This is a genomic window from Streptococcus sp. 29887, assembly GCF_032595075.1.
In the GTDB taxonomy this organism is placed as follows: domain Bacteria; phylum Bacillota; class Bacilli; order Lactobacillales; family Streptococcaceae; genus Streptococcus; species Streptococcus iners.
Genome location: NZ_CP118735.1, coordinates 1,850,264 through 1,868,209, shown reverse-complemented (window position 1 = coordinate 1,868,209; position 17,946 = coordinate 1,850,264). Strand labels below are relative to the sequence as shown.

At 43.6% G+C, this 17,946-nt stretch carries 20 protein-coding genes; 12 read left to right on the top strand and 8 right to left on the bottom strand.

Translation table 11 applies throughout. From position 1 onward, the window contains the following. Nucleotides 1-17 precede the first annotated feature (17 nt). Entirely contained in the window at nucleotides 18-1,091 is a 1,074-nt protein-coding gene (locus tag PW252_RS09135; RefSeq protein ID WP_248051357.1) for a site-2 protease family protein, read from the top strand. Between the two features lie 77 nt (nucleotides 1,092-1,168). Beyond that, nucleotides 1,169-1,540, top strand: a complete 372-nt coding sequence (locus tag PW252_RS09130) for a hypothetical protein (protein WP_248051356.1) — start codon at nucleotides 1,169-1,171, stop codon at nucleotides 1,538-1,540. A gap of 23 nt (nucleotides 1,541-1,563) precedes the next feature. Here PW252_RS09130 and PW252_RS09125 read toward each other — a convergent pair whose 3' ends face one another. From PW252_RS09125 to PW252_RS09090, 8 genes are all read right to left on the bottom strand, one after another. Then, nucleotides 1,564-2,901 carry an MATE family efflux transporter gene (locus PW252_RS09125; protein ID WP_248051355.1) on the bottom strand — a complete coding sequence of 446 codons (1,338 nt, stop codon included), beginning with the start codon at nucleotides 2,899-2,901 and terminating at the stop codon, nucleotides 1,564-1,566. A gap of 69 nt (nucleotides 2,902-2,970) precedes the next feature. Next, nucleotides 2,971-3,636, bottom strand: a complete 666-nt coding sequence (locus PW252_RS09120; RefSeq protein WP_248051354.1) for a potassium channel family protein — start codon at nucleotides 3,634-3,636, stop codon at nucleotides 2,971-2,973. An 11-nt stretch (nucleotides 3,637-3,647) separates the two neighbouring features. Next, nucleotides 3,648-4,997 (bottom strand): TrkH family potassium uptake protein, encoded by a 1,350-nt coding sequence (locus PW252_RS09115; protein WP_248051351.1) that lies wholly within the window; start codon nucleotides 4,995-4,997, stop codon nucleotides 3,648-3,650. A gap of 280 nt (nucleotides 4,998-5,277) precedes the next feature. Beyond that, complete coding sequence (locus PW252_RS09110) at nucleotides 5,278-5,499, bottom strand: hypothetical protein (protein ID WP_238139097.1); 222 nt, start codon at nucleotides 5,497-5,499, stop codon at nucleotides 5,278-5,280. Continuing rightward, nucleotides 5,489-5,833, bottom strand: a complete 345-nt coding sequence (locus tag PW252_RS09105) for an MFS transporter (protein WP_105117704.1) — start codon at nucleotides 5,831-5,833, stop codon at nucleotides 5,489-5,491. Before PW252_RS09105 ends, PW252_RS09110 begins: the two co-directional genes overlap by 11 nt. 10 nt (nucleotides 5,834-5,843) lie before the next feature. Further along, nucleotides 5,844-6,926 carry a DUF3278 domain-containing protein gene (locus tag PW252_RS09100; RefSeq protein ID WP_248051350.1) on the bottom strand — a complete coding sequence of 361 codons (1,083 nt, stop codon included), beginning with the start codon at nucleotides 6,924-6,926 and terminating at the stop codon, nucleotides 5,844-5,846. A gap of 13 nt (nucleotides 6,927-6,939) precedes the next feature. After that, nucleotides 6,940-7,140, bottom strand: coding sequence for a hypothetical protein (locus PW252_RS09095; protein ID WP_105117705.1), 201 nt, complete (start codon nucleotides 7,138-7,140; stop codon nucleotides 6,940-6,942). A 15-nt stretch (nucleotides 7,141-7,155) separates the two neighbouring features. Further along, complete coding sequence (locus tag PW252_RS09090; RefSeq protein ID WP_002942681.1) at nucleotides 7,156-7,344, bottom strand: helix-turn-helix transcriptional regulator; 189 nt, start codon at nucleotides 7,342-7,344, stop codon at nucleotides 7,156-7,158. Between the two features lie 270 nt (nucleotides 7,345-7,614). Between PW252_RS09090 and rsmH the strand changes: the two genes are divergently transcribed. The 10 genes from rsmH to gndA all read left to right on the top strand — a co-directional run bounded on the left by rsmH (nucleotide 7,615) and on the right by gndA (nucleotide 17,869). Then, nucleotides 7,615-8,565, top strand: coding sequence for a 16S rRNA (cytosine(1402)-N(4))-methyltransferase RsmH (gene rsmH / locus PW252_RS09085; protein ID WP_248051347.1), 951 nt, complete (start codon nucleotides 7,615-7,617; stop codon nucleotides 8,563-8,565). Between the two features lie 11 nt (nucleotides 8,566-8,576). Continuing rightward, nucleotides 8,577-8,900 (top strand): cell division protein FtsL, encoded by a 324-nt coding sequence (ftsL, locus tag PW252_RS09080; RefSeq protein WP_024412194.1) that lies wholly within the window; start codon nucleotides 8,577-8,579, stop codon nucleotides 8,898-8,900. Beyond that, nucleotides 8,900-11,149: a penicillin-binding protein PBP2X gene (pbp2x, locus tag PW252_RS09075; RefSeq protein WP_248051344.1), complete on the top strand. Its 2,250-nt coding sequence runs from the start codon at nucleotides 8,900-8,902 to the stop codon at nucleotides 11,147-11,149. The genes ftsL and pbp2x overlap by 1 nt, the downstream gene beginning before the upstream one ends. 1 nt (nucleotide 11,150) lies before the next feature. Next, the gene (gene mraY, locus PW252_RS09070) at nucleotides 11,151-12,149 is read left to right on the top strand and encodes a phospho-N-acetylmuramoyl-pentapeptide-transferase (RefSeq protein ID WP_248051341.1); all 999 of its coding nucleotides are present in this window, start codon (nucleotides 11,151-11,153) and stop codon (nucleotides 12,147-12,149) included. A 98-nt stretch (nucleotides 12,150-12,247) separates the two neighbouring features. After that, complete coding sequence (locus PW252_RS09065) at nucleotides 12,248-13,081, top strand: hypothetical protein (protein ID WP_248051339.1); 834 nt, start codon at nucleotides 12,248-12,250, stop codon at nucleotides 13,079-13,081. Between the two features lie 209 nt (nucleotides 13,082-13,290). Beyond that, on the top strand, nucleotides 13,291-14,634 hold the full coding sequence (locus PW252_RS09060; protein ID WP_248051336.1) for a DEAD/DEAH box helicase: 1,344 nt from the start codon (nucleotides 13,291-13,293) through the stop codon (nucleotides 14,632-14,634). 17 nt (nucleotides 14,635-14,651) lie between these two features. Continuing rightward, nucleotides 14,652-14,876, top strand: a complete 225-nt coding sequence (locus PW252_RS09055; RefSeq protein ID WP_172028263.1) for a DUF4059 family protein — start codon at nucleotides 14,652-14,654, stop codon at nucleotides 14,874-14,876. An 11-nt stretch (nucleotides 14,877-14,887) separates the two neighbouring features. Next, nucleotides 14,888-15,805: a thioredoxin-disulfide reductase gene (trxB, locus tag PW252_RS09050; RefSeq protein WP_248051333.1), complete on the top strand. Its 918-nt coding sequence runs from the start codon at nucleotides 14,888-14,890 to the stop codon at nucleotides 15,803-15,805. A 9-nt stretch (nucleotides 15,806-15,814) separates the two neighbouring features. Beyond that, a complete protein-coding gene (locus PW252_RS09045) occupies nucleotides 15,815-16,354 on the top strand; it encodes a YceD family protein (protein ID WP_172028261.1) in 540 nt (179 codons plus the stop codon). 87 nt (nucleotides 16,355-16,441) lie between these two features. After that, the gene (gndA, locus tag PW252_RS09040; RefSeq protein ID WP_172028260.1) at nucleotides 16,442-17,869 is read left to right on the top strand and encodes an NADP-dependent phosphogluconate dehydrogenase; all 1,428 of its coding nucleotides are present in this window, start codon (nucleotides 16,442-16,444) and stop codon (nucleotides 17,867-17,869) included. Nucleotides 17,870-17,946: the final 77 nt, after the last annotated feature.

The following is a 17,946-nucleotide window of genomic DNA, read 5'->3' as shown; positions in this document are numbered from 1 at the left end:
TCAAGAGGAGGTTTGCTATGAAAAAAGTATGGAATTGGTTGGTGATTGGGCTTTCTATCCTATTAAGTTTTGTTGGAGCATGTTATTGTTTCATTGGTATGGAGGAAGTGCTTCCTATTCAGTCGGATGAGGGCATCTTTTTAATTGTTGGTCTAGGCTATATCTGGTTTATGGGAACACTCTATCTGACCCTCATTCTTCATGAATTGGGGCATGCCTTCTTTGGTTGGTTGACAGGTTTTGATTTGGTGGCACTTGGCTTGGGTAATCGCTTGTTGGTCAAGACTGACCAGGGCTGGAAATGGAAGAAAACCGTGATTGTGCAAGGGGCAGCTGCTCAGTATATCGGGGTCAAAAAAGATGAGAATGACCCTCGGGCAATTTTGATGTTTGCAGGTGGCCTGATTGTTCATCTGGTTCTAGTCTTGCTTTCTGCTTTGATGGGAGTTTTGACTGGGAAGTGGGGGCTACCATTATCGCAAATTCTTCTCAATCTATCTTTATTCATTCTCAATGCCAACCCTTCTGGTTTCTTGGATGGTGCTAAGATACAAGAGTTGCGTGCTCATCCCGAATATAGTCGGCTGACCTATCATGCCCTTCGTCATACAGCTCAAGCATTGGTGGATCCGACTGCGGCTAACTTGAGTGATTTTGTTTTGGAGCTCCCAATCTTGCCAGGACATTTACCACAAACGCATTACCTCAACTGGACAGAAGTCATGATTTTTAAGGGGCAATACCCAGAAGCCAAGGAACGCTTGGAACAATTGATTGCCACATCCGATAATGATTACATCATCAAAGCAAGCAAACTTATTTTGTTGGAAGTCTATATCTTGCAGGGGTTGGAAGATGAAGCTAGGGAGTTGGGTCAGGACAAACAGGTCAAGGCTCTGCTCAAGTACCCTATGGGAAATTACCAAGTCATCGCGGCTCTCTACCATCAGCGAATTACGAAAGATAACAAGGCCTTGAAAAAATCTCTGGCTCAGGCTAAAAAAATGTTGCCAAACAGTCCGCTTTTGGCTGATGAACAGACTTTTTATGGTAAACTTTTGGAAGAAATTGAGGCGGAAAGTCAGCTGTAAAATTTTTTTATAAGTCTTGGATATACAAAAAATTATGTTAAAATAATGATAAGAAGATTTGGACTAGGAGGTTGGACATGAAAAAATTTGTATATGCCTTCTTGGTGCTTGCCTATGTTATGGTCGCTTATTTGTCGGTCTATGTCCTTCCGCACGATTATTTTGGTGCAATTTTAGGAGCGGCAGGAGCAAGTCTTGGTGCTAGTTTCAAACAGTTCAAGGAAGTGCAAGTCTGTCCTAACAAACCCTTTTCAGCCTATTTTAAGTGGGATAAGACAACGACAGTTATTTTATTAGTGGTTATTTTGGGCATCATTCTTTTTGTTCATCTGCTACCAGTATCCAATGTGCAAGTCGGCTTAGCTTTCTTGGTCGGGATTAGCTATGGTGCGTTTTGGAATATCTTACATATCCAATTTTTACGGAAATATTATTTTAAAAACGCATGAGAGTTTCATGCGTTTTTCTTTGTCTATATTGTTTGTCCGGCTTTCAACTTTTTCATTAAGACGATGGAGCTTGGAATGAGAACGATGATGCTACCGATCCAGGCAGCGGGATTGGCAGCTGCTGTTCCATAAAAGCCCCAATACTGCATACCTATGATGGCGACAGCCGCTCGGAAAATCAATTCCCCAAAGCCTGCAAGAGTTGGAATAAAACCCTTGCCCAGTCCCTGGATAAAGCTACGAAGAATAAAGAGGCTGGCTACAATCCAGTAACAAATCCCGTTGATGATGTAGTAGATAAGGGCCAAATCCAATACGGTTTGACTGGCATTTGGCAGAAAGAGGCCGGAGAAGAAGCGGTTGCCCAGGATGAGCAGGAGGGCAAATACTAGTGCCCAAGCGATGTTTAGAACCAAGGCCTGACGAACACCTTCTCGGATCCGTTCGTAGAGCTTGGCCCCATAGTTCTGGGCTGTGAAGGTTGCGATGGCTAGACCAAGATTGACCATGGGCAGCATAGCTAGCTGGTCAGTACGGAGGGCGATAGCTTGGGCAGCAATAGCATCCGTGCCCAGTTGGTTGACCATGAATTGTAGGGTCATGGCTCCGATAGCAATAATACTGGCTTGAAAGCCCATGGGAAAAGCTAGTTGTGCGTGTTTCTTGAGATTGTCTTTGTCTAATTTTATATCAGATAAGCCAATATGGTATTGGGGAACCTTACGGGCAATGTAAAAAATCAAAAAGAGAACAGAACAGGCTTGGGCTGTAATGGTAGCAAAACCAGCTCCGAAAACACCCCATTTCATGACTAGGATGAAGAAAAAGTCTAGACCGATATTGATAAAACAAGCGATGATCAGGGCTATGAGTGGCGTTCTAGAATTTCCAAGACTTCGGAGAGCAGAAGAGAGAAAATTATAGAAAATAGTAAAGGTTAGTCCGCCGAACATGGCAGTCAAAAAGGCTTGAGAATGCTGGATGATACTAGCAGGTGTCTTCATTAAGACCAAGATAGGTTGTAAAAAAGTCAATGCAAGGATTGTCAATATCAGGCTGATAAGGAAAGAGTAGAAAAGACCATGAACAAAGGATTTTTTCAATCCTTCAAAGTCCTCAGCTCCGAAGCGTTGGGCAGAAATGATGGTCAGACCATTGGTCACTCCTTGGGCAAAGCCGATGATGAGAAAAATCAGGCTGGCAGTTGAGCCGACACTGGCAAAGGCTTCTTTTCCCAGGGTATGACCCACAATCATAGAATCGGCAAAGTTATAGGCCAATTGGAAAAAAGAACCAATCAGTAAGGGGATGGCAAATTGTAAGATGACAATAATTGGTTTCCCTTTTGTTAAATCGTTCATGCATTCTCCTTTGTTAACAGACGAGAAGCCTACTAGGAGTTTTATCCTCTAGTAGGCTTTTTCAATATTTTAGTTAGCTAAGTCTTCAAAGTGGTCAACGGTATTATGATCTGTAATGGCCATGATGAGTTCTTCAGTTTTGAAAACATAGTCTGGAGTTAGTTGGATATTCAATTCCTGATTTTCTCCGCTACGGTAACCGATGATATTCATCTTATAGCGTTGACGGAGCTTGAGCTCGCCCAAGGTTTTGCCAATCCATTTTGCAGGCGGATGAAATTCAACGATGGAAACATTGCCTTCTAGTTCCAGGAGGCTAGTTGTGTCTTTGTGAAGAAGTTGCTTGGCCAGTGAAATACCTGTTTCTCGTTCTGGAGAGATGACCTTATCTGCACCGACACGAAGGAGAACTTCTTTAGCGGTTGTTCCCTTTACTTTAGCAACAACCATGGGAACGCCGAGAACCTTGCTATGCATGACAGCGAGAACGCTAGATTCTAAATTCTCACCAGTAGCAACCACGACAGCATCACAGTTCCCGATGCCAGCAGCGCGTAGGATAGAACGGTCGGTTATATCTCCAACAATCCCTCGCGTGAGAATGGGTTCAAGATGGTTAATTTGTTGTTCGTGGTTATCAATGGCAATGATATTGCAATCGTAATTATGTAGGGTCTTGGCAATGGTTGTACCGAATACTCCTAAGCCTAGTATTCCGATAGTATAGTTTGGCATGATTTCTCCTTTTATACAAGCATAGATGATTTGGCGTATTGTAGGCTTTCCTTTTTGGAAGCTTTACGGAGGGAAAGGCTAGCTAGGATAGATAGAGGCCCTATGCGGCCGAAAAACATGAGAGCCATGATAACGGCCTGTCCTGCCATGGTGAGTGATGGGGTCAGGTTGGCAGTCACGCCAACGGTTGCTAGGGCTGACATGACTTCAAAGACCAAGAAGAGCAGGGGTTGCTGCCTATCTGTGAGAACTAAAGCAAACAAGCCTGTCAAAAAGACCAAAAGAAAGACAGAAAAGGTCGCAAAAGCCTTGCGGATGGTCAGGCTATCAATGGTACGACCAAGGAAGTTGGTATGGGGCAGTCCCAAGATTTCGCTACGGGCATAGAGGACCAGAGTGAGAAAGGCAGTAATTTTAATTCCTCCCGCCGTTCCTCCTGGTGCTCCCCCCAGCATCATCTGAAAGATATAGATCAGCAGGGTGATAGGAGCCGCTGTGGTATAGTCAATACTAGCAAATCCCGCCGTTCGCATGGTCACAGTCTGGAAAAAGCTTGCTAGTAGTTTGTGACCAAAGGATAGATGACCGATGGTAGCAGGGTTGTTCCACTCTGTAAGTAAGGTTAATAGGGTACCGCAGCTCAAAATCGTGACAGTCAAACCTAGAACCACCTTGGTATGAAAACCTAGTTTACGAAGATGGAATTTTTGTCCAAGCTGGGTTTGCAAATCAAACCAGACAGAGAAGCCCAGTCCTCCCATGATGATTAGGCTGGCTAAGGTCAGGTTAATCAAGGGATTGTCAACATAGCGGACAATACTGGTGGCGCCGAAATTATCAAAACCAGCATTACAGAAGGCTGAAACGGCTAGGAACATGGAAGTAAATATCCCCCTAGCCCAACCGAATTCTGGTACGAAGTGCAGAGATAAGAGAATAGCTCCCAGTGTTTCAATGGCTAGGGTGAAGCCGAAAACAGACTTGAGAAAATTTCTAAAATGTTTTGTGTCAGAGCGATTGAGGGCTTCTTGGAGAGTTGCCATACTCATAAAATTGATTTTCCGACCACCTCGTAGGGCAAAGAGGCCAATAAAACCAACCAGGCTCAGTCCACCAATCTGAATGAGTAGCATACAGATGATTTGACCAAATGTAGAATAGGTATCGGCCACAGCCTTTGTAAACAATCCAGTCACGCAAACCATGGACACAGAGGTAAAGAGGTGGTCCCAGTAACGGGCATTAGATGTAGGAACTTGCGAAATGGGCAGACTGAGTAAGAGAGAGCCGACCAGTATAACGAGTAGAAAGCTCAGAATAATTCGTTGACTGGGAGTAAGGTGTATCTTAAATGCTTTCATAAAGCTACCTTTTCAAAAAAATAAAGATGAGCATATTGTAGCACAAATAGGGAAAAAAGTAAGCGACAAAGTGGACGATTTTGTAATAAAAAAGGCTGGCCTTGCGCCAGCACGATAATTAGGAAGAGTTCTCCTGTTCTATTGGTCTAACTCCTTATTTTTTCAACTGTCCAACAAAGAGCAGGATAGCAAGGATTCCCCAAAATCCAGCTAAGAGTGGTTTGATTTGTCCAGCGAAAAATCCAATGGAGAAAGTTAGGGCAAAACCTGCAATGAGAAACTAGAGCAGTGGTTTACGATAAAGATGGATAGCTTCTTGGACAGCATTTGATTCTGGACGGGTAGTTTGCCAGTCACTATTCAAGATTGGAAGTATAGTGAACAGTAAGATAAAGAGTGGTGGATTGTCTCCAGTCAGGTAGCTATGTATATACAGGCTACAAATTGCTGTATAGGAGAGAACAATCAAAGTGAGTATGAGTTTCGGGTTGTTAACGTTCATCTGTTTTCTCCTTTTTGACATACAGCCGATAGAGGATAGCGACAGCAAATCCAGCAGGAAGGATGAGGATAAGTGGTTTGACATGTCCTAGCCAAATGCCCACGGAATAGGTCAAGGTCATGGCAATAATTGTAAAGACACTTGAGAGAATAAAGTAATGCCTTTCTTTTGCAGATTTAAGAGGTTTGAGCATCTGGACGATGGGAAAAACGAATAGGAAGCTATCGTGAATGGGCTCCTTGACTATGTAGGAATAGATAAGAAAGGCAGAGAACAGACTATAAAATAGCACAAAGAATTGAAAGGATTGTTTATGGGAAAAGGGGGTGTTCATGGGTTACTCCTTATTTTTTCTTAGCAGAATCTGCTTCCAATTTTTGCAGATAAGCAAGGGCAGACAGGGCTAGACTGGCAAAGAGGCCCATCATGCCACCGAAGAGGAGGGATTTTACGTGGAAGATGGAATCCAGTAGGGGAAGCTGGAGGCTAAAGAGGTCTGCCAGCCCAGCAAAGAGGCTAGATAGCAGGGCAACTCCCAGTCCCCAAACGAGTGGCTTGAGGGTCTGTCCTTGTCTTTCCTCAGGGCTTAGTTCGTCCACGTCATATTGAGGCAGGTCAGCATGGAGGGTGCGCATATTAACGATACCAATTAGGATAATACTGAAGAAGGCAATGATCATTGGATAGTAGGTAGCCACCTCCAGAGGATAGCGGTAGGCTAGGAAGTAGGCGATGGCATTTCCGAGAGCTAGGAAGTAGAAGTGGTAGATAAAGGCTATTCCCCCAATCTCATCTGCCTTAGTCCGTCGGTACTCGTCTAAAGGCCCGCGAATACCATAAACGTGCCGTATCATGTTTTGGATCCACTTAGGTTCTTTTTTGGAAATAGCAGAGCTGGCAGTCAGTTGTTCTGCTTTTTTCATGCGCTTGCGTAACATGATTTCGATAGCAATGCCTGTGAAAATACCACCTAGACAGGCTGCAAGGAATTTTCGGAGGTCAAATAGGTGGTCGAGAGGATTGAGTCCCTCCATCCAGGCACCAAAAACAACAGTCCAAATGTACATAAGGGCAGTGAAATAGAGGGTGAATTTGAAACTTGCTCCCTTGAGCTGCTTCTGTTCCTTGCTAGTCAATTCTTCTACATCTAAACTGTCCACTTGGCTGTGGCGCATCTTGGATGCCATATACATACTGGCGGAAAGAGTGGATAGGAGTAGAGCAGTTGGGTAGCCATAGGCAACGACTTCTGGGTAGCGTTTGGATAGGGCAAGTGCCAGCAGGGTAAGAACCATGGTGCCCCAAAAGAGCAGGATAAAGCAGGTATTGCCTAGTCGGAAGGCTTCTTGTTTGCGATATTCATCCAGGGGACCTGCGATACCGTAAAATCGTTTGATCAATTTATCTTGAAAGGTTTCTTTTTTCATACGATACTCCTATTTACTTACGACGAAAAATGAGTGGTAGGTAGGCTAGTCCTAAGAAGTAGATGGTCCCAGCAATCAGCAATTGTAGCCAAAATTTTGCTTGGCTGATAGTATGCAAGATGTCTGCTCCGCTATTGCCCCAAAGCTGAAAGAGGACAAAGAGCGGGATAAAAATGAGGGTAGAGATAAGGGCTTTGCGTGTATTCTTTTTCATGGTAATTTTTCCTTTCTATTCATTCCAAAAGAGGCTGTTGAGGTCGGTCTGTAAAGCTTTGGCTAGGTTGATACAAAGGTCTAGCGAGGGGTTGTACTTGTTGTTTTCAATCATGTTGATGGTCTGCCTGGATACGCCGATGGCCTTGGCTAGATCCAGCTGGGAAATACCTAGAAGTAGGCGATAATCTTTGACACGGTTCATGTGCCCTCCTTTCTATGTCAATTATATCTGACACAATTGTTTAAAAATGAGAGGATAGGTTGGCTATCCTTTTAAAATGTTGTCAATTATATCTGACATACTAGTGTAAAAAAATGTGGGAACCCTCCCTGTATCTGTCAATTATATCCGACACCTTTCTGTAATGTTATTATATACCCATCAAGAAAACTTGTCAACTATATTTGACACATTTTTTGTAAAAAGTTTGCAACATCTTTTTGATTTATTTTGTGGTACAATAGATAAGATATGAGCAAGGAATTTAATCACACTACTGTTCTTTTACATGAAACAGTAGACATGTTAGACATCAAACCAAATGGAATTTATGTAGATGCAACGCTGGGTGGGGCAGGTCATAGTGAGTACCTGCTTAGTCAGCTGACGGATGGGGGGCATCTCTATGCCTTTGACCAGGATCAGACGGCTATTGATCATGCCCAGATCCGTTTGGCAGCCTACATTGAAAAGGGGCAGGTGACCTTTATCAAGGATAATTTCCGTAATCTCAAGGCCCGCTTGGCAGAGCTGGGTGTGACAGAGATTGATGGGATTTGTTACGATTTGGGTGTGTCCAGTCCGCAGTTGGATGAGCGGGAGCGTGGCTTTTCTTACAAACAGGATGCTCCGCTTGACATGCGCATGAACCGTGATGGTCGGTTGACAGCCTATGATGTGGTCAATACCTATGACTATCACGACTTGGTACGGATTTTCTTCAAGTACGGTGAGGACAAATTTTCCAAACAGATTGCTCGTAAAATCGAACAGGCACGTGCCATCAAACCTATTGAAACCACGACGGAGTTGGCGGAGCTGATCAAGTCTGCCAAGCCAGCCAAGGAACTCAAGAAGAAAGGCCACCCTGCCAAGCAGATTTTTCAGGCCATTCGGATTGAAGTCAATGATGAATTGGGTGCAGCAGATGAGTCTATCCAGCAGGCTATTGACTTGCTGGCGATGGATGGACGGATTTCTGTCATTACCTTCCATTCCTTGGAAGATCGTCTGACCAAACAACTCTTTAAGGAAGCGAGTACGATTGATGTGCCAAAAGGTCTGCCGTTTATTCCAGATGATTTGAAAGCACCGCTTGAATTGGTCAATCGTAAGCCTATCTTACCTAGTCAGGAAGAATTGGAAGCCAACAATCGTGCCCATTCAGCCAAGTTGCGCGTAGCCAAGAGAGTACATAAGTAGGAGAAACATCTATGTTACAAGAAAAACGTAGAGAAGCTACCATGCGAGTGATTGGTGATAAGTTTAAAACCTTCACCCGTGTAGAAAAAGCCTTTTATACAAGTATTATTCTATCCGGTCTGGCCTTGGCGATAGGGATTATTTTCTTGCAGACCCGTTTGATTCAAGTCCAGTCTGAAATGGCCAAGGTCAATCAAAACATCAACCAAAAACAGATTGAAATCAATGATGCCAAACAGGCCGTTAATGAGCTCACACGTTCGGCACGTCTGATGGAGATAGCGGAGAAGGCTGGATTAACATTTAATAACGACAATATTGGAGTAGCTGAATAATGCCCAGAAGAAACAATAAACTCTTGCAGTATGTCCTGAAAACAAGGTATCTTCCGTCCCAAAATCGTCGAAGAGTAGGCCAAGGTCTGCTGTTTTTGACGATTTTAATCTTTTCTATCTTTCTCTTTAATTTTGCCTACATTATTGGTACAGATAGCAAGGCAGGTGTGAAATTATCGGAGAGAGCAGAGGCTGTCCACCAGCAAGAAGTAACTGTTCAGGCCAAACGGGGAACCATCTATGATCGAACAGGTATACCTATTGCAGAAGATTCTACCACCTATACCGTTTATGCTATTATTGATAAGGAATATGTTTCCGAATTGAAGAAAATTCTTTATGTTCAGGACAGTCAATTTAGTAAGGTTGCAGATGTATTCAAAAACCACCTTGGAATGGAAACGGATTACGTACTTCAACAGTTACGACAGCCAGAACTGAAGCAGGTTTATTTTGGAACCTTAGGGAAAAATATTTCTTATAATACCATGACCACTATCCAGGAGGAGATGAAGGCGGCGGGGATTGAAGGGATAGCCTTTAATGCCAGCCCAGGTCGGATGTATCCAAATGGAAACTTTGCTTCAATCTTTGTTGGGTTAGCCAATTTGATTGAAAACAAGGATGGTAGTCATAGCCTGCAAGGTATGAGTGGCATGGAGTACTATCTCAACGATATTCTGGCCGGCCAGGATGGCAAGGTTGTCTATGAAAAGGACAGCCAGGGACGTGTGCTGCCGGGAACAGAAACAGTTAAGAAAGAAACCATTAACGGTCAGGATGTCTATACGACGATTTCTGCAGACCTGCAACGGTCCTTAGAAACCAATATGAATACTTTCTTTGATACCGCCAGAGGTCGCTATGCCAATGCTACTTTAGTTTCGGCTAAGACAGGAGAAATTTTAGCAACGACGCAACGTCCTAGCTATGATTCTGATACCAAGGAAGGTTTGGGACAAGAGGGGGTTCTAGAGCGTTCCCTCCTCTACCAAGAGGCCTTTGAACCAGGTTCTACCATGAAGGTTTTGACTGTCGCATCAGCTATTGACAATGGAACCTTTGACCCAAATGCCTACTATACCAATAACGAGTATGTGATTGCCGATGCAAAAATCAATGACTGGACCCTCAACGCTGGCCAATCTGCGGTAACCCTGAATTATGCCCAAGGTTTTTCTTTGTCAAGTAACGTCGGTATGATCCTACTCCAACAGCAGATGGGGGATGAGAAGTGGCTGAATTACTTGACCAAGTTTCGTTTTGGCTATCCGACACGTTTTGGAATGGGAGATGAGGCTCCAGGTTTGGTACCTGAGGATAACATCGTAACCATTGCCATGTCGTCTTTTGGTCAAGGTATTTCTGCCAACCAGACCCAGATGATTAGAAGTTTCACTTCTATTGCCAATAATGGGGTTATGTTGGAGCCGAAATTTCTTTCTGCTCTCTATGATCCCAACACAGACTCTGCTCGTATTTCCGCTAAGGAAGAGGTTGGGAATCCCGTTTCAGAAAAAGCGGCGGACGATACTCTCGGCTATATGATCAATGTCGGAACAGATCCTGTGTTCGGAACACTCTACTCTCATGATTTGCAGGGTCCAGCCATTCAGGTGGAAGGCTATGATATTGCCATGAAATCAGGATCAGCCGAAATTGCCAGCGAAGACGGTCAGGGTTATATCAAGGGCGCTTATATCAACTCGGTTGTCGCCATGATTCCTGCTGAGGATCCAGAGTTCATTATGTATGTGACCATTCGTCAGCCAGAAGTCTTGAGTGTTCTCTCTTGGGATACTATTATCAGTCCTACTCTGAAAGAAGCAATGTTATTGAAGGATAATCTCAATCTAGATGCACCTGCTCCATCCTTGACTTATGTAGAAAAAGAAACTGACTACAAGTTACCAGATTTGATAGGGAAAGCGCCGGGTGAGTCGGCGGAAGAACTTCGCCGTTATCTGGTCCAACCGGTTATTCTGGGCAATGGTGCTGAGATTAAGGAAGTTTCCTTAGAAAAAGATAGTTTGGTAGCCCCTAATCAACAAGTCCTCTTGTTGACCAACAAATTGGAGGATATGCCTGATTTATATGCCATAACAAAAGAAAACATGGATATCTTTGCCGGATGGACAGGTATTGAAGTAACCTATGAAGGTTCTGGTTCTAAGGTTGTCAAACAAAATGTTGAAGTAGGGACCAAATTGAATAAAACCAAGAAATTAACAGTTACATTAGGAGAATAATATGCAGTTTGCACTCATGTCGGGACTGGTAGCCTTTTTGGCAACGGTTATCCTGATACCACGATTTATTACCTTTTATCAAGCTAAGCGCATCGAAGGGCAACAAATGCACGAGGATGTCAAGCAACACCAGTTTAAGGCCGGAACCCCAACCATGGGTGGAACTGTCTTTCTGGTAGTAGCGATTATTGTTAGCTTCCTCTTTGCGGCTAGTTTGAAAATGCTAACGGGTGGCGTCTTAGCCATTCTCTTTATCCTTGCGCTCTATGGCTTGGTCGGTTTTTTGGATGATTTCTTAAAAATATTCAAAAAAATCAATGAAGGGCTAAATCCGAAACAAAAATTAGCCTTGCAGATTTTGGGTGGACTGGTTTTCTACTTCGTCCATGTGAATGGTGCTGGCGGAGGTGAGCTCAATGTGTTTGGGCACATCATCAATCTCGGGATGCTCTATTTACCCTTTGTTCTTTTCTGGTTGGTTGGTTTCTCAAATGCGGTCAACCTGACCGATGGTATTGATGGTTTGGCCTCCATTTCGGTTGTTATTAGTTTGCTTGCCTATTCTATCATTGCCTACAAGGAACAGAAGTTTGACATTCTTTTGGTCTGTGTGACCATGATTGGTGGCTTGCTTGGTTTCTTTGTCTATAATCGCAAACCAGCCAAAATCTTCATGGGGGACGTGGGTAGTTTGGCTCTTGGTGGAATGCTGGCAACCATTTCCATTGCCCTCCGTCAAGAATGGACCCTCCTCCTAATCGGTTTGGTCTATGTTATCGAAACGTCATCTGTTATGTTACAGGTTTCATATTTCAAATATACTAAAAAACGCTTTGGAGAAGGTCGTCGTATCTTCCGTATGACACCTTTCCATCATCATTTGGAGTTGGGTGGTTTGACAGGCAAGTCTGAAAAATGGAGCGAGTGGCAGGTTGACTTCTTCCTTTGGTCAGTTGGTCTAGTCATGAGCCTGATTACACTGGCTATTCTTTATCTATAGAATTTCAGAAACAGCAGAAATGCTGTTTTATTTTTACCTTGACAAAAATGGTCGATGAGATGTAGAATAAAGAGAAGTAGAATAGGTGGAGGATAATTATGGAACAGTTGAACCAAGAACAGCTTTATGGGGTCGTGCTCCAGACCATGACGGCAGCTAGTCAGCTTCCGATGGTTAAAGTCAACAGGGAAGAATTTTTGAAAACTCGGTTTAAGGATAGTCCTTATATAGATAAGATTTTAGCGGATGGGCCAACAGCGGTTTATAGCCTCGAAGCCCTGCGCAAAGAGGCCGATAAAATCATCAATGATATGACAACCAAGACCTCGCTTCTATCCTTTGCAGCAGGCTTGCCGGGCAATCCTTTTACTGCCATAGCAGCTGGGACAGCAGATATTGCTCAGTATTTTGGCTTTGCCTTGAATTTATCGCAGCAAATTGCCTATCTTTTTGGAGAAGATGAGTTGTTTGTTGGTCAAGGAAAGGAAATTTCAGAAGAGGTTCAAATCCGTATTATTGCCTACATCGGTGTCATGTTTGGAGCAGGTGGTTCAGCAGTGCTTCTAAATAAAGTATCCAAAACAGTTGGGGCAAATGTTGGTAAGAAAGTAGCCATGCAGGCTCTGACCAAAACGACTTGGTATCCCTTGGTGAGAAAGGTTGCTGCAGTGATTGGTGTTAAGATTACCAAAAAGACTGTGGAGAAAACCATTGCCAATGCGGTCCCTATTTTGGGTGGACTGATTTCAGGTGGTTTGACCTATTTTACTTTCCAACCAATGGGTGGTTTGTTGGCTGATACCTTTGTAAAAAAATTAAAGGGTGATTTCGATAGCGAACTAGAACTCAGCGAAGCCTTCAAGGCTAGTTTGGCAGAGGAAAAAGAACTAGGGATTATCGAGGCAGAATTTACTGAAGTAAGTGAGAGTTAATGAGGGCGGGCATCCGTCCTTTTTGCTTGTCAACCTAAATCATGCTATAATAGAAGGCAGTATAATGAAGAACCAGTATCCATTGTTGGTATCGTCATTTAGTTTTTCTTTTTAACTCGCCTTGCCTAACTCCAGTTATGCCTGCGGTTCGTTGACTAGTACTAAAAGACTATACTTGCCTTGTGAATACGGGTTCTAAAGAGGAAACTATGAAATTTACAGATATGAAACTCAAGCCTTATATTCAGGAGGCTTTGAAAGAAATTAACTTTGTTCAGCCGACAGAGGTTCAGGAAAAACTAATCCCAATCGTCTTGTCTGGTCGTGACTTAATTGGAGAGTCAAAAACAGGCTCAGGAAAGACCCATACCTTCTTAATTCCCATCTTCCAAAAGCTAAATGAGGAATTAGATCAGGTTCAAGCAGTTATTACAGCTCCATCTCGAGAATTGGCAACTCAGATTTATCAAGCGGCACGTCAGTTGGCTAGTCATTCGGACATGGAAGTTCGTGTGACCAATTATGTTGGCGGTACAGATAAAAACCGTCAGATTGACAAACTTCAAGCTGGTCAGCCCCACATTGTTGTTGGGACACCAGGCCGTATTTATGACTTGGTTAAATCAGGTGACCTGGCCATTCACAAGGCTAAAACCTTTGTGGTGGATGAGGCAGATATGACCTTGGACATGGGCTTTTTGGAAACGGTAGATAAGATTGCCGGAAGTCTGCCAAAAGATCTACAATTTATGGTCTTTTCAGCCACTATTCCGCAGAAACTGCAACCGTTTTTGAAAAAGTATTTGTCTAATCCAGTCATGGAACAAATCAAGACCCAGACGGTCATTTCAGATACCATTGAAAACTGGCTGATTTCAACCAAGGGCCGTGATCGCAATGCGCAGATTTTGGAAGCGACCAAGCTCATGCAGCCATATTTGGCTATGATTTTTGTTAATACAAAGACCCGTGCAGATGAATTGCACAGTTACTTAACTGCTAATGGTTTGCGGGTTGCAAAAATTCATGGGGACATTCCACCGCGTGAACGCAAGCGGATCATGAACCAGGTGAAAAATTTGGATTTTCAGTATATCGTAGCGACAGACTTGGCAGCGCGTGGGATTGATATCGAAGGTGTCAGTCATGTTATCAACGATGCCATTCCACAGGACCTTTCTTTCTTTGTCCACCGTGTGGGTCGGACAGGTCGAAATGGCTTGTCGGGTATTGCTATTACCCTCTATCAGCCGAGTGATGATGCGGACATTCGCGAGTTAGAAAAACTCAACATCAAATTCTTGCCAAAAGAAATGAAGAATGGGGAGTTTGTTGATACCTACGACCGTGATCGCCGTGTCAACCGAGAAAAATCTCGTGAAAAACTGGACTTGGAAATGATTGGCTTGGTGAAGAAGAAAAAGAAAAAAGTCAAACCAGGCTATAAGAAGAAAATCCAATGGGCAGTGGATGAGAAACGTCGCAAGACCAAGCGTGTAGAAGCCCGTGCCAAGGGGCGTGCAGAGCGCAAGGCCAAACGCCAAACCTTCTAGGAGGGTTGGAAAAGACCATGTTACAAAATATTCTTAGTTTTTATTTGCAGGGGCTTTTGGTCGCAGCCCTGCTGGCTATTCTATCTAGCTTGATTTATTTTGCTGTAAGAGCAGGTAAAAAAGTTGATCGAACGCCGCAAGAGCGCCAGGATTTTATATTTGATTTGTTGATGATCAACGTCATGACCATCCCAATTCTTGCTTTTGGGGTCATGGGGATTTTGTTAATGTTTAAAGCATAGAAGGAAAAGATATGTACGATACAATTGTTGTTGGAGCAGGTCCTGCAGGGATGACTGCTGCCCTCTACGCAGGACGTAGCAATCTAAAAGTAGCTCTTCTGGAACGTGGTATTTACGGCGGCCAGATGAACAATACGGCTGAAATCGAAAACTATCCAGGCTATGACCATATTTCTGGTCCAGCCTTGGCAGAGAAAATGTTTGAACCTCTGGAAAAATTCGGAGTAGATCACATTTTTGGTACCTTGGTGCGTATCGAAGAAGATGGACCAATCAAGAAAGTTATTACAGAAGATGGTGTTTTGGAAACCAAAACTGTCATTCTAGCCATGGGGGCTAAACACCGCTTACTAGGTGTTTCGGGTGAGGATACCTACAATAGCCGAGGAGTTTCCTACTGTGCCGTCTGTGACGGTGCCTTCTTCCGTGGTCAGAAGCTCTTGGTAGTTGGCGGAGGTGATTCTGCGGTCGAAGAAGCCCTTTTCTTGACACAGTTTGCTGAAACCGTGACAATTGTTCATCGCCGTGACCAGCTCCGTGCTCAAAAAGTTATCCAAGACCGTGCATTTGCCAATGAAAAAATTAACTTCATCTGGGATAGCGTAGTGGAAGAAATCAAGGGCGACGACTTACGTGTACAAAGCGTTGTTATCAAAAATGTGAAAACAGAGGAAGTCAGCGAACTGGACTTCGGTGGTGTCTTTATCTATGTCGGTTTGGATCCGATGACGGATTCGGTTGCCGATTTGGGTATTACGGACGAAGCAGGTTGGATTATCACGGATGAAAAGATGGCAACCAGCAAATCTGGTATTTACGCCATCGGTGACATTCGCCAAAATCAACTACGCCAGATTGCGACTGCCGTTGGAAATGGTGCAGTTGCCGGTCAGGAAGTCTATAATTACATCATAGAACTAGCTGAATAGGGGAAAATTATGTTTCATATTTACGATATTCAGAAAAATCCAGATGGAATCTCCTTTGATAAAACCTTGGATTTACAGGAAGAATTGCAAGCTCGAAATAGTGAAGTTTTAGGTTTGTCGCCTGTACAAGTAAGTGGAAATGTTCGCTTTGAATCAGGTTTCTTTTTCTTGGACTATCAGATGACTTACGACATTACCTTGGCTTCCAGCCGTTCCCTGCAACCTGTCCTTTTACATGAAGTGCAAGAAGTCAATGAACTCTTTGTTGCCAATGAGGCTGTTCTTAAGGAGCAGGACTTGATTGATGAGGATATGGTATTGGTGGTAGAAGATGACCACATCGTCTTAGAAGAAAGTGTAGCGGATAATATTCTCCTAGCTATTCCTATCAAGGTTTTGACACCTGAAGAAGAAGCTGGGCAGGAACTGCCAACTGGTCAAGCTTGGGCTTTGATGACCGAGGAAGATTTCCACCTAAAAGCGCAAGAGAAAAAAGAAGCCAATAGTCCTTTTGCACAATTACAGGGCTTGTTTGATAGCGAAGAATAGTTTGGATGGTTAAATTATCTGAAAATTCTTGTCAATTTTAAGCTTTCAGTGTATAATAAAAGAGATACAAATTAGAGGAGTAAACAAATGACAAAAGCAAATTTTGGTGTTGTAGGAATGGCCGTTATGGGTCGCAACCTGGCACTTAACGTAGAATCACGTGGTTATTCAGTAGCCATTTACAACCGTTCTGCTGATAAGACAGAAGACGTTGTTGCAAGCAACCCAGGTAAAAACTTGGTACCAAGCTACGATGTAGAAAGCTTTGTAGCATCTATCGAAAAACCACGTCGTATTATGCTTATGGTTCAAGCTGGTCCTGGTACAGATGCAACCATTCAAGCCCTCTTACCACACTTGGATGAAGGGGACATCTTGATTGACGGTGGAAATACCTTCTATGAAGACACTATCCGTCGTTCCAAAGAATTGGCTAACTCAGGTATCAACTTCATCGGTACAGGTGTATCTGGTGGTGAAAAAGGAGCCCTTGAAGGTCCATCTATCATGCCTGGTGGTCAAAAAGAAGCTTACGAATTGGTGGCAGATGTCTTGGAAGAAATTTCAGCAAAAGCTCCAGAAGACGGCGCTCCATGTGTGACTTACATCGGTCCAGATGGTGCTGGTCACTATGTAAAAATGGTCCACAACGGTATCGAGTATGGTGACATGCAATTGATTGCAGAATCTTATGACCTCATGCAACACTTGCTTGGTTTGTCAGTAGATGAAATGGCTGATATCTTTACTGAGTGGAACAAGGGTGAACTAGACAGCTACTTGATTGAAATCACGGCTGACATTTTGAAACGCAAGGATGACCAAGGTCAAGATGGTCCAATCGTTGACTATATCATGGACGCTGCTGGTAACAAGGGTACTGGTAAATGGACTAGCCAATCATCACTTGACTTGGGTGTGCCATTGTCATTGATTACAGAATCCGTCTTTGCTCGTTACATTTCAACTTACAAGGATGAGCGTGTGGCAGCAAGCAAGGTCCTTCCAAAACCAGCTCCGTTTGCATACGAAGGCGACAAGGCTGAATTGGTAGAAAAAATCCGTCAAGCCCTCTACTTCTCAAAAATTATGTCTTATGCACAAGGTTTTGCACAGTTGCGTGTTGCTTCTAAAGAAAACAACTGGAACTTGCCATTTGGTGAAATCGCAAAAATCTGGCGTGCAGGTTGTATCATCCGTGCTCGTTTCTTGCAAAAGATTACAGATGCCTACGGACGTGACGAAGATTTGGCAAACTTGCTCTTGGATGAGTACTTCCTTGATGTAACAGCTAAATACCAACAGGCTGTTCGTGATGTGGTAACCTTGGCTGTTCAAGCAGGAGTGCCTGTGCCAACCTTCTCAGCTGCTATTACCTACTTTGACAGCTACCGTGCAGAAAACTTGCCGGCTAACTTGATCCAAGCCCAACGTGACTACTTTGGTGCTCACACTTACAACCGTAAAGACAAAGAAGGTGTCTTCCACTACGATTGGTATAGCGAATCAAAATAAAAAGAATGGGAGTGGGAAAGAACTCGACTAGTCAAAAAAGAGTTCGTCTTCCCACCCCCGCACAGTTGATTAGGTCA

Excerpts from the sequence above, each read along its gene's own strand:
- PW252_RS09135 (WP_248051357.1), top strand. The coding sequence starts at position 18 with ATGAAAAAAGTATGGAATTGGTTGGTGATTGGGCTTTCTATCCTATTA.
- PW252_RS09130 (WP_248051356.1), top strand. The coding sequence starts at position 1,169 with ATGAAAAAATTTGTATATGCCTTCTTGGTGCTTGCCTATGTTATGGTC.
- PW252_RS09125 (WP_248051355.1), bottom strand. The coding sequence starts at position 2,901 with ATGAACGATTTAACAAAAGGGAAACCAATTATTGTCATCTTACAATTT.
- PW252_RS09120 (WP_248051354.1), bottom strand. The coding sequence starts at position 3,636 with ATGCCAAACTATACTATCGGAATACTAGGCTTAGGAGTATTCGGTACA.
- PW252_RS09115 (WP_248051351.1), bottom strand. The coding sequence starts at position 4,997 with ATGAAAGCATTTAAGATACACCTTACTCCCAGTCAACGAATTATTCTG.
- PW252_RS09110 (WP_238139097.1), bottom strand. The coding sequence starts at position 5,499 with ATGAACGTTAACAACCCGAAACTCATACTCACTTTGATTGTTCTCTCC.
- PW252_RS09105 (WP_105117704.1), bottom strand. The coding sequence starts at position 5,833 with ATGAACACCCCCTTTTCCCATAAACAATCCTTTCAATTCTTTGTGCTA.
- PW252_RS09100 (WP_248051350.1), bottom strand. The coding sequence starts at position 6,926 with ATGAAAAAAGAAACCTTTCAAGATAAATTGATCAAACGATTTTACGGT.
- PW252_RS09095 (WP_105117705.1), bottom strand. The coding sequence starts at position 7,140 with ATGAAAAAGAATACACGCAAAGCCCTTATCTCTACCCTCATTTTTATC.
- PW252_RS09090 (WP_002942681.1), bottom strand. The coding sequence starts at position 7,344 with ATGAACCGTGTCAAAGATTATCGCCTACTTCTAGGTATTTCCCAGCTG.
- rsmH (WP_248051347.1), top strand. The coding sequence starts at position 7,615 with ATGAGCAAGGAATTTAATCACACTACTGTTCTTTTACATGAAACAGTA.
- ftsL (WP_024412194.1), top strand. The coding sequence starts at position 8,577 with ATGTTACAAGAAAAACGTAGAGAAGCTACCATGCGAGTGATTGGTGAT.
- pbp2x (WP_248051344.1), top strand. The coding sequence starts at position 8,900 with ATGCCCAGAAGAAACAATAAACTCTTGCAGTATGTCCTGAAAACAAGG.
- mraY (WP_248051341.1), top strand. The coding sequence starts at position 11,151 with ATGCAGTTTGCACTCATGTCGGGACTGGTAGCCTTTTTGGCAACGGTT.
- PW252_RS09065 (WP_248051339.1), top strand. The coding sequence starts at position 12,248 with ATGGAACAGTTGAACCAAGAACAGCTTTATGGGGTCGTGCTCCAGACC.
- PW252_RS09060 (WP_248051336.1), top strand. The coding sequence starts at position 13,291 with ATGAAATTTACAGATATGAAACTCAAGCCTTATATTCAGGAGGCTTTG.
- PW252_RS09055 (WP_172028263.1), top strand. The coding sequence starts at position 14,652 with ATGTTACAAAATATTCTTAGTTTTTATTTGCAGGGGCTTTTGGTCGCA.
- trxB (WP_248051333.1), top strand. The coding sequence starts at position 14,888 with ATGTACGATACAATTGTTGTTGGAGCAGGTCCTGCAGGGATGACTGCT.
- PW252_RS09045 (WP_172028261.1), top strand. The coding sequence starts at position 15,815 with ATGTTTCATATTTACGATATTCAGAAAAATCCAGATGGAATCTCCTTT.
- gndA (WP_172028260.1), top strand. The coding sequence starts at position 16,442 with ATGACAAAAGCAAATTTTGGTGTTGTAGGAATGGCCGTTATGGGTCGC.